Annotated in this window: 9 protein-coding genes; 8 read left to right on the plus strand and 1 reads right to left on the minus strand. The window is 70.0% G+C overall.

From position 1 onward, the window contains the following. The 5 genes from AC1D2K_RS20810 to AC1D2K_RS20830 all read left to right on the plus strand — a co-directional run. Positions 1-119 (plus strand): Fe(2+)-trafficking protein (locus AC1D2K_RS20810; protein WP_478090733.1); only part of this gene is annotated, 119 nt, incomplete at its 5' end. A 21-nt stretch (positions 120-140) separates the two neighbouring features. Further along, positions 141-2,015 carry a bifunctional tRNA (5-methylaminomethyl-2-thiouridine)(34)-methyltransferase MnmC2/FAD-dependent 5-carboxymethylaminomethyl-2-thiouridine(34) oxidoreductase MnmC1 gene (mnmC, locus tag AC1D2K_RS20815; protein WP_478090726.1) on the plus strand — a complete coding sequence of 625 codons (1,875 nt, stop codon included), beginning with the start codon at positions 141-143 and terminating at the stop codon, positions 2,013-2,015. Between the two features lie 79 nt (positions 2,016-2,094). Continuing rightward, positions 2,095-2,991: a transglutaminase family protein gene (locus AC1D2K_RS20820; protein WP_478090727.1), complete on the plus strand. Its 897-nt coding sequence runs from the start codon at positions 2,095-2,097 to the stop codon at positions 2,989-2,991. 217 nt (positions 2,992-3,208) lie between these two features. Beyond that, a complete protein-coding gene (locus AC1D2K_RS20825; protein WP_478090734.1) occupies positions 3,209-4,195 on the plus strand; it encodes a patatin-like phospholipase family protein in 987 nt (328 codons plus the stop codon). Positions 4,196-4,198: 3 nt separating this feature from the next. Then, on the plus strand, positions 4,199-5,653 hold the full coding sequence (locus AC1D2K_RS20830) for a GntP family permease (RefSeq protein WP_478090728.1): 1,455 nt from the start codon (positions 4,199-4,201) through the stop codon (positions 5,651-5,653). A 9-nt stretch (positions 5,654-5,662) separates the two neighbouring features. Here the strand turns inward: AC1D2K_RS20830 and AC1D2K_RS20835 are convergent, their stop codons facing one another. Then, positions 5,663-5,926, minus strand: coding sequence for a hypothetical protein (locus AC1D2K_RS20835; RefSeq protein ID WP_478090729.1), 264 nt, complete (start codon positions 5,924-5,926; stop codon positions 5,663-5,665). Between the two features lie 222 nt (positions 5,927-6,148). On the opposite strand from AC1D2K_RS20835, the gene AC1D2K_RS20840 reads away from it, so the two are divergent. Genes AC1D2K_RS20840 through AC1D2K_RS20850 form a run of 3 tightly spaced genes read left to right on the plus strand, consistent with a single transcriptional unit; the run spans position 6,149 to position 10,099 of the window. Beyond that, positions 6,149-8,215 carry a carbon starvation CstA family protein gene (locus AC1D2K_RS20840; RefSeq protein WP_478090730.1) on the plus strand — a complete coding sequence of 689 codons (2,067 nt, stop codon included), beginning with the start codon at positions 6,149-6,151 and terminating at the stop codon, positions 8,213-8,215. Beyond that, complete coding sequence (locus AC1D2K_RS20845; protein ID WP_478090731.1) at positions 8,212-8,430, plus strand: CstA-like transporter-associated (seleno)protein; 219 nt, start codon at positions 8,212-8,214, stop codon at positions 8,428-8,430. The genes AC1D2K_RS20840 and AC1D2K_RS20845 overlap by 4 nt, the downstream gene beginning before the upstream one ends. 52 nt (positions 8,431-8,482) lie before the next feature. Further along, positions 8,483-10,099, plus strand: coding sequence for an MFS transporter (locus AC1D2K_RS20850; RefSeq protein ID WP_478090732.1), 1,617 nt, complete (start codon positions 8,483-8,485; stop codon positions 10,097-10,099). Positions 10,100-10,220: the final 121 nt, after the last annotated feature.

Consider the following 10,220-nt stretch of genomic DNA (forward strand, 5'->3'; position numbering starts at 1 on the left):
ACCGCCTGAACCTGGCCGATGCGCGCGCCCGCCAGTACCTGGCGCGGCAGATGGAAAAGCACTTCTTCGGTGAAGGCGCCGACGTCGCGCAGGGCTACGTGCCGCCGCCCGCCGCCTGAGCTTTTAGGGTTTCCGTCCCCATGGCCGAGCCCGTCGATTGGCGCGCCGACGGCATTCCGCGCAGCGCGCGATTCGACGACATCTACCACTCCGAAAGCGGTGCTCCGGCGCAGGCCCGGCAGGTGTTCCTGGGCGGATGCGGCCTGCCCGCGGCCTGGGCCCGCCAGCCGCAATGGCGGATTCTCGAAACCGGATTCGGTTTCGGCCTCAGTTTCCTGACCAGCTGGCAGGCCTGGCGCGAGGATCCCGAGCGCCCGCACCTGCTGCACTTCGTCTCGATCGAGGCCTTTCCGGTCTCGCGCGACGATCTGCTGCGCGCCGCCACCGCCTACCCGGAGCTTCTTCCCCTGGCCGAGTCGCTGGCGGCGCAGTGGCACGGCCTGCTGCCCGGCTTCCACCGCCTGTCGTTCGACGAAGGACAGGTGCTGCTCACGCTGTGCATCGGCGACGTGCAGCCCATGCTGCGGGCCCAGCGTTTCGAGGCCGACAGCATCTTCCTCGACGGCTTCAATCCCCAGCGCAATCCGGCCATGTGGTCGGCCGACACGCTCAAGGCGGTGTCGCGCTTCGCCCGGCGCGGCACGCGGCTCGCCACCTGGACGATTGCGCGCGCGGTCTGCGACGCGCTGGCGCAAAACGGCTTCCAGCTCACCAAGGCGCCCGGCCTGCCGCCCAAGCGGGACCGTCTGCAAGGCGTGTTCGAGCCGGCCTGGCAAATCCGGCAGCGCGGGCCCGGACCGACCCAGCCGGCGACGGCTGGCCGTTGCGCGGTCATCGGCGCCGGCCTGGCCGGCGCGGCGGTCTCGGCCAGCCTGGCGCGCCGGGGCTGGGAGGTGCAGGTGCTCGAAGCAGCCGATCATCCGGCGGCCGGCGCATCCAGCCTGCCGGCCGGGTTGCTGGCGCCGCATGTCTCGCCCGACGACGCTCTGCTCTCGCGCCTGACGCGCGCCGGCATTCGCGCCACCTGGCAGCAGTTGGCGCAGTGGCTGGTGGAAGGCTCGGACTGGCGCGCGAGCGGCGTGCTCGAGCGGCGGGCCGCCGGCGACGATCGCCTGCCGGCCGGCTGGTCCGCCCAAGGGCCCAACGAGTCGTGGCATGCCGGTGCGGACCGGCTTCGCGCGTCGGGCCTGCCGGCCGGTTCCGCGGCCCTCTGGCATGCGCGCGCCGGCTGGGTCCGGCCGGCGCGGCTGGTCGAGGCCTGGCTCGCCCGGCCCGGCATCCGCGTGCAGACCGGCTGTCGCGTGGCACGGATCGAGCGCATCGGCACYGACCGCCCGCAATGGGCCCTGCGTGACGCGAGCGGCAAACTGCTGGCCGAGGCCGACCGGGTCGTCATCGCGGCCGGCTTCGAGAGCCGCGCGCTGGCGCCCGACTTTCCCCTGCAACCCGTGCGCGGCCAGGTCGAGTGGGGCCGCATGACGGGCGGCCTGCGCCTGCCCGACGCGCCGGTGAACGGCGACGGCCACCTGATCGCGGGCGTGCCGGGGGCCGGGGGCGCCCTGTGGTGCACAGGCGCCACCTTCGACCGCGACAGCATCGATGCCTCGCCGCGCGCCGCTGACACCGCCTTCAATCGCGAGCGGCTGGCGCGGCTGCTGCCCGAGGCCGCAGCGCAGCTCGATCGCGCGTTCGCGGACGGCGCCACCCAGGCCTGGACCGGGGTGCGCTGCGCYTCGGCGGATCGACGGCCGCTGGTGGGCCCGCTGTCGCCCCAGCTGGCCGACGGCATCTGGCTTTGCACCGCCCTCGGCTCGCGCGGACTCAGCTTCGCCGCGCTGTGCGCCGAGCTGCTGGCCGCGCGGTGGCACGGCGAGCCATTGCCGCTGCCGCTCAAGCTGGCGCAGGCGCTGGACAGCGCGCGAGCGGCCGATCAGAGGTTGGCCAGCGCCATGTAGTCGAGCGGGGTCGACACCCTGGTCCCGGTCGGACGCATCCCCAAATGGAACGAAAAGGCCGGCGCGGCCACAATGTCCCATGGTCATCCAGTACAACATCACCCACACCACCGTCTACCGCTACCGGACGCCCGTCACCTTCGGGCTGCATCGCGTGATGTTCAGGCCGCGCGACAGCCACGACCTGCGGGTGCTCGCGACCGACCTGGAAGTCAGCCCCAAGGCCTACGTGCGGATGATCCAGGACCCGCATTCCAACTCGGTGGCGCTGGTGCAGCCGATGGGCGAGGCGACCGAGCTGCGCATCGTCTGCTCCTTCACCATCGAGCACGTGCCCGCACGGCTGGATGAACTGGCGCTGGAGCCTTCGGCGGAACTGCTGCCCTTTGCCTATTCGCTACAGGAACGACTCGATCTCGAGCACTACCTGCGACCGCACCACGACGACCCCGACGGCACGCTGATCCGCTGGGCGCACCAGTTCCTCCATACCGACCAGCCCAACAGCACGCGCGAGGTGCTGACGCGCATGAACGCGCACATCGGCCAGAGCCTGCGCTATGTCGCGCGCGACGAGGAAGGCACGCAGACACCGCTGCAGACACTGGCGCTGGGCAGCGGCAGCTGCCGCGACTACGCGCTCCTGATGATGGAAGCCGCGCGCCGCCTGGGCGTCGCGACACGCTTCGTGTCGGGCTATCTCTACGACGCGGCACTCGACACCGGCGAAGCGGAGCCGGGGCAGGCAGTCACCGGTTCCGGCAGCACGCATGCGTGGCTGCACGCCTACCTGCCGGGCGCCGGCTGGATCGCCTTCGATCCCACCAACAATCTCATGGGGAGCACCCAGTTGATTCGCGTCGGCGTGGCCCGCGACCCGGCCCTGGCGGCGCCGATCTCGGGCAGCTGGTACGGCGACGCCGAGGCCTATGAGGGGCTGGAGGCGAGCGTGGTGGTGCGGCGAGTGACGAGCTGAGCCCCGCAGGAAGCGTCGCTTGCAGGCGCCTCATGACATTCGCGTGTCGGTCGCATGAAGCTTTCATGAAGTTGCCGGCACGCGAATTGCGTTGCCGTGGGCGGGTCGGGCCGCCGGATTCGGAATTAGGATCCACCCCAACCAACAAAAACCGCACGTCCCGTGCGCCACAACGCCTGAGGAGGGCCCATTGAAGATTGTTCCCATTGACCTTGCCTTGCAGGGTGGCGGTTCACACGGTGCTTTCACGTGGGGCGTTCTCGATCGCATGCTGGAGGAGCCATCGGTGCGTCTCGACGGCATCTCGGGCACCTCGGCGGGCGCGATGAATGCCGCGGCACTGGTGTCCGGCCATGCGGCGGGCGGCGCCGAGGGCGCCCGTGAATCGCTCGACAAGTTCTGGCGCGGCGTCGCCGATGCGGCCAAGTACAGCCCTTTCAAGCGGGGCTGGATCGACATGATCACCGGCACCTGGAGCCTCGAGAACTCGCCGGCCTTCATGGCCGCAGAGCTGGCGACGCGCCTGTGGTCGCCCTACGACCTGAATCCGCGTGGCATGAATCCGCTGCGCGGCATCCTGGCCGAGCTGATCGACTTCGACCGCCTCGCGGCCTCGCCGATCAAGCTTTTCGTCACCGCGACCAATGTGCGCACCGGCCGCGGCCGGGTGTTCCGCAATGCCGAAATGACGCCCGAGGTGCTGATGGCGTCGGCCTGCCTGCCGACGATGTTCCACGCGGTCGAGATCGATGGCGACCCTTACTGGGACGGCGGCTACTCGGGCAATCCGACGATGACGCCGCTGATCCGCGAATGCCAGGCGAGCGACACGATCCTGGTCCAGATCAACCCGATCGAGCGGGCCGGCGTGCCGCGCAGCGCGAGCGAGATCAACGACCGGCTCAACGAGCTGTCGTTCAACTCCCCGCTCTTGAAGGAACTGCGCATGATCGCCCTGCTGCGCCAGGTGGCGGACCCGGGCAAGGGCGAAGGCGCGGCCTGGGCCCGCATGCGCATCCACCGCGTCGCCACCGACGCGATGCTCGAACTTGGCGCCTCGTCGAAGATGATTTCGGAGTGGCCCTTCCTGTGCAAGCTGCGCGACGAAGGTCGACGCTCGGCGCAGGCGTTCATCGACGCACACAAGGGCGACATCGGGAAGCGCTCGACGCTCGATCTCGACGCTCTGCTCGAAGGAGTCTGAACGATGGGACTCCTTGGCATCTTCCTCGGCCTGGGTCTGCTGATCTGGCTCTCGTACCGCGGCTGGAGCGTGCTCGTGCTGGCACCGGCGGCCGCGCTGATCGCCGCGCTGTTCGCCAGCGAACCGCTGCTGGCGCACTGGACCCAGACCTTCATGGGCGCGGCGGCCGGTTTCCTGGCCCAGTTCTTCCCGCTGTTCCTGCTCGGCGCCGTCTTCGGCAAGCTGATGGACGACAGCGGCTCGGTGCAGACCATCGCCCGTTTCATGACCGAGAAGCTGGGACCCAAGCGCGCGATGCTCGCCGTGGTGCTGGCCGGCGCGCTGGTCACCTACGGCGGCGTCAGCCTGTTTGTCGCCTTCTTCGTGCTCGCACCGATGGCGCAGGCGCTGTTCCGCGCCGCCGACATACCGGCGCGCCTGATGCCGGCCGCGATCGCGCTGGGCACCTCCACCTTCACCATGTCGGCGCTGCCAGGAACTCCGGCGATCCAGAACGCGATCCCGATGCCCTTCTTCGGCACCACCGCCTTCGCGGCGCCGGGACTGGGCGTGATCGCCTCGGCCATCATGCTAGGCTTCGGCATGTGGTGGCTGCGGCGCGCCGAGTCCCGCGCGCGCGCCGCCGGCGAGAGCTTCGGCACCCTGACGTCGGACGCGCATATCGATGCCGCCGTCGATCCGGTGGTGCGAGAGCGCGCGACCACGGCCGGCAGCTTCGACCCGGCCGAGGTCCGGCACGGCGAACACGGCGCCGGCCAGCCCGGCATCGTCGTGGCGCTGGCACCGCTGGTGGTGGTGGTGCTCGTGAACCTGCTGATGGCGCTGGTGGTGCTGCCGAGCATGGACACCGATTTCCTGGCCGAGCCCCGCTTCGGCGGCATCAGCCTGGCCAACGTGGGCGGTGTCTGGGCGGTGCTGGTGGCGCTCGCCGCGGCGATGGCGGTGCTGGTCGCGCTCAACTGGAAGCGCCTGCCCTCGCTGCGCGCCACGGTCGACGCCGGCGCCAATGCCTCGGTGCTGCCGGTGGTCTGCGTCGCCAGCCTGGTGGGCTTCGGCGCCGTGGTGGCCGCGATGCCGGCCTTCGAGATGGTGCGCGAATGGGTGCTGGGCATCGGCGGCGGACCGCTGGTGTCGCTGGCGCTGTCCACCAACATCCTGGCCGCCCTCACCGGCTCGGCCTCGGGCGGCCTGACGATCGCGCTCGACGCGCTGGGCGGCACCTTCATGCAGCTGGCCGCCACCACCGGCCTCGATCCGGCGCTGATGCACCGGGTCGCGGTGATCGGTGCCGGCACGCTCGACAGCCTGCCGCACAACGGCGCGGTCGTCACGCTGCTGGCGGTCTGCGGCACCAAGCACCGCGAGAGCTACTTCGACATCGTGATGGTCGGCATCGTCGGCGCGCTGATCGCACTGGTCGCCGTGATCGTGCTCGGTTCGGCCGTCGGCTCGTTCTGAGCCGCCGGCTCAGCTCACTCGCCGCTGCAAGCCGGCGACGTGCAGCTCCGGCGGGGCCGCGAGGCGGCGCGCATAGGCCGCCTCGGCCTCCTCCAGCGCTTCGCAGAGGCGGTCGAGCGCCCGGATGTCCTGCACGCCCGGCGGCACCCCGCTGCCGCACATGAAGTCGCCGAGCGACTCGATCATCGCCTCGCGCGCGGCCGCCACCGCCAGCCGGCAGCGCACCGTTTCGCCCCGCAGCCTGGCCAGTTGACCTCTTTTCGACCGATGCACGGCATCTCCCCGGTTGTTATTCGACGACTTCGGAAGCGACGAACCTTAGGGCCTGGGCGGCGCCGGGTCCATATGACTTAGGCCCTATCCACTCCGGGCAGTCGCAATCCGATTCAATCTGCGCCTTGCGCCGGGGCCGCCGCCGCAGGAAGATGGCTGCCGCCGAAGGAGACATGCCGACGGCCATGTCCGAATCGGCGGCCTCGAGACAGGAGCCGCGCCATGAACAAGCTGACCTCCCTGCTGCTGTGGCCGGCGATCGCCCTGCTCGGTGCCTTCTCCTTTGCCGCGCTGGCGCTGGGCCGCGGCGAGAGCGTCAACGCGGTCTGGCTGGTCACCGCGGCACTGTGCGTCTATTTCATCGCCTACCGGTTCTACAGCAAGTTCATCGCCGACAAGGTGCTGCGGCTGGACGACTCGCGCGTCACCCCGGCGCTGCGCCACAACGACGGCATGGACTACGTGCCGACCAACAAGTGGGTGCTCTACGGCCACCATTTCGCCGCCATCGCGGGCGCCGGGCCGCTGGTCGGGCCGGTGCTGGCGGCGCAGATGGGCTACCTGCCCGGCACGCTGTGGATCCTCACCGGGGTGGTCCTGGCCGGCGCGGTCCAAGATTTCATCGTGCTCTTCGCCTCGGTGCGGCGCGACGGCAAGTCGCTCGGCGAGATGATCAAGATGGAGCTCGGCCCGGTGCCCGGCACGCTGGCGCTGGTCGGCGTGCTGGCGATCATGATCATCATCCTGGCGGTGCTGGCGCTGATCGTTGTGAAGGCGCTGACCGGCAGCCCCTGGGGCCTGTTCACGATCTTCGCCACCATCCCGATCGCGCTGCTGATGGGCGTCTACATGCGCCTGATCCGGCCCGGTCGCGTCGGCGAGGCCTCGATCTTCGGCGTGGTCCTGCTGCTGGCCTCGATCTTCCTCGGCCGCGTGGTCGCCGAGAGCCCGGCCTGGGCGCCGTGGTTCACCCTCACCGGCCCGCAACTGGCCTGGGCGCTGATCGGCTATGGCGCAATCGCCGCCAGCCTGCCGGTGTGGCTGATGCTGGCGCCGCGCGACTACCTCAGCACCTTCTTGAAGATCGGCACCATCGTCGCGCTGGCGCTCGGCATCTACTACGTCGCGCCGATGCTCGCGATGCCGGCCACCACGCGCTTCATCGACGGCAGCGGCCCGGTGTTCTCGGGCAAGCTGTTCCCGTTCCTGTTCATCACGATCGCGTGCGGCTCGGTGTCGGGCTTCCATGCCCTGATCTCCTCGGGCACGACGCCGAAGATGGTCGAAAAAGAGTCGCACATGCGCTTCATCGGCTTCGGCGGCATGCTGGCCGAGTCCTTCGTCGCGGTGATGGCGCTGACCGCCGCCAGCGTGCTCGACCCCGGCATCTACTTCGCGATGAACGCGCCGGCCGCGGTGATCGGCACCACCGCCGCCCACGCGGCCGAGGTGATCTCGGGCTGGGGCTTCACGATCACGCCCGAAATGATCAACCAGACGGCGATCGACATCGGCGAAACCAGCATCCTGTCGCGCGCCGGCGGTGCACCGACGCTCGCGGTCGGCATGGCGCAGATACTCGGCCAGGCCTTCGGAGGCAAGTCGATGGAGGCCTTCTGGTACCACTTCGCGATCCTGTTCGAGGCCCTCTTCATCCTGACTGCGGTCGATGCCGGCACCCGGGTCGGCCGCTTCATGATCCAGGACATGCTGGGCCACCTCTACAAGCCGCTCGGCAACACCGAGTTCCTGCCCGCCAACATCCTCGCCACGCTGCTCTGTGTCGGCCTCTGGGGCTACTTCCTGTACCAGGGCGTGGTCGACCCGCTCGGCGGCATCAACACGCTGTGGCAGCTGTTCGGTGTCGGCAACCAGATGCTGGCGGGGATCGCGCTGCTGCTGTGCACCAGCGTGCTGGTGAAGATGAAGCGCGAGCGCTACGTGTGGGTCACGCTGGTGCCGACCGCCTGGCTGCTGGTCACCACGCTCACCGCGGGCGTGCAGAAGATCTTCCATCCCGACCCGGCCATCGGTTTCCTGGCGCTGGCGCGCAAGTTCGGCGACGCTGCCGCGCAGGGCACGCTGATCGCGCCGGCCAAGTCGATCGCCGAGATGCAGCGCGTGGCCTTCAACAACACCCTCGACGCGGTCGTCTGCAGCTTCTTCGTGCTGCTGGTGCTTGCCATGTGCGTCTTCGCGGCCAAGATCTGCCTGCAGGCGCTCAAGCAGGCCCGACCGACCGCCCAGGAGATCCCGCCGATGGCAGGCGCCCGGGGAGCAGCGCCATGAACGAGGCCCTCGACGTCGACGACCGGCGCCCAATGGGCGCGCGCTGGCGCCGCGTCTGCTCGGCCTGCCGCCAGGTGTTCGGCATGCCGGACTACGAGCGCTATCTCGAACACGCCGCCGCCCGCCACCCGGGTGCGCCGGTGCTGTCGCGCAACGACTACTGCGCCACGGTGATCGAGCGCCGCTACGGCCAGGGTGCGGGCCGCTGCTGCTGAATTCCCGGGACCTCCGGCGGACGGCTAACATCCGGGCCCGAAAGCAGGCCCCGTGAAACCCCAGAACTTCGACTTCCACCATCCGCTCGCCTTCTGGACCGGCTGTGTCGCCATCATCGGCGGCGTGCTTGCGCACCTGCCGATGTTCATGATGGGCAGAAGCACCGGCTATCAGATGGTCGGCATGGAGATGGACGCCACCATGCTGACCGGCATGGCGATGATCCCATTCGGCGTGCTGCTCGCGGCCTATGGCCTGATGCCGCGCATCTCCGGCATGCGCAAGAGCCTGCACGGCGACAGCCACCTGCAGTTCCACGTGGCCGACGGCGTTCCGCTCAATCGCGAGCACTGGAAGCTGGTGCTCGTGCTGGTGGTTGCGCTGGCGGTCGACGTGCTGAAACCGGCCACGCTGGGCTTCGTGATGCCGGGCATGACGCACGAATACGAGATCAGCCGCGAGCGCGCCGGCGTGCTGGCCCTGGTGGCGCTCACCGGCACCACCGTCGGCTCGGTGCTCTGGGGCCGGCTGGCGGACCTGTTCGGGCGCCGCTCGGCGATCCTGCTGTCGGCCCTGATGTTCATCGGCACCGCGATCTGCGGCGCCATGCCCAGCTTCGAGTGGAACCTCGTCATGTGCTTCCTGATGGGCGCATCGGCCGGCGGGCTGCTGCCGATCACCTTCACGCTGATGGCCGAGACCGTGCCCGCGGCGCACCGCGGCTGGCTGCTGGTGGCGTTGGGCGGCATCGGCACCTCGGCCGGCTACCTGCTGGCGGCCGGCTCGGCGGCCCTGCTGGTGCCCGAGTTCAGCTGGCGCGCGCTGTGGCTGCTCGGCCTGCCGACCGGCCTGCTGATCGTGTTCCTCGGCCGCTACATCCCGGAGTCGCCGCGCTTCCTGTCGAATGCCGGGCTGGCCGACGAGGCCCGCGCCGTGCTTGCCCGCTTCGCAGGCGGGCAGCCGTCAGGCACGGGCGCCGCGGTCGCCGCCGCGGTGGTGGCCGAGGAGGAGGTCCCCGCCGGCGGCATCGCCCAATTGCTGCGCGGCGGCCACGCGCGCGTCACCTGGGGCCTGGCGGTCTGCGGCGTGGCCTGGGGACTGGTCAACTTCGGCTTCCTGCTGTGGCTGCCGACCAACCTCGGCAGCATGGGCATGGACGCCAGCGCCGCCAGCGCGCTGCTGGCCCGCTCCGCCCTGCTCGCCCTCCCCGGCATCGCGCTCGTGATCTGGCTGTACCACCGCTGGAGCAGCATCAAGGCGCTGGTGCTCTTCATCGGCCTGACGGCCGCCACGCTGCTGGTGTTCTTCGCACTCGGCCTGGCGCAGGTGCATTCGGCCCTGGCGATGGTCGTGACCACGGCCCTGCTGCTGGTGAGCTCCAGCGGCGTGATCGCGATGCTGATCCCCTATGCGGCCGAGATCTACCCGGTGCACCTGCGCGGCACCGGCTCGGGCGTGATCGCGGCCAGCTCGAAGTTCGGCGGCATCCTCGGCGCCGGCTTCGGCGTCGCCGGCGTGTTCGAGCACTTCACGGCCTCGGCGCTGCTGATCGCGCTGCCGATGGCCGTGGCGGCCCTGATGCTGGTGCGCAGCGGCATCGAGACCCGCGGCCGGCGGCTCGAGGACATCCAGGCGGCCTTCGCGGCGGCGCGAAGGCCGCTCCCCTGACTCCCGGACGCGCGCTTCCCTGGCTTCGCTCGCCTTCCGACCCGGTTTCGCCTTATCCGAAAAAGCCATCGAATCGCCTCGAAACCCGCATGGCGACTGGTGAATATGCTTATCCGCATAA

It is taken from the genome of Variovorax sp. P1_H12_2, assembly GCF_056405335.1.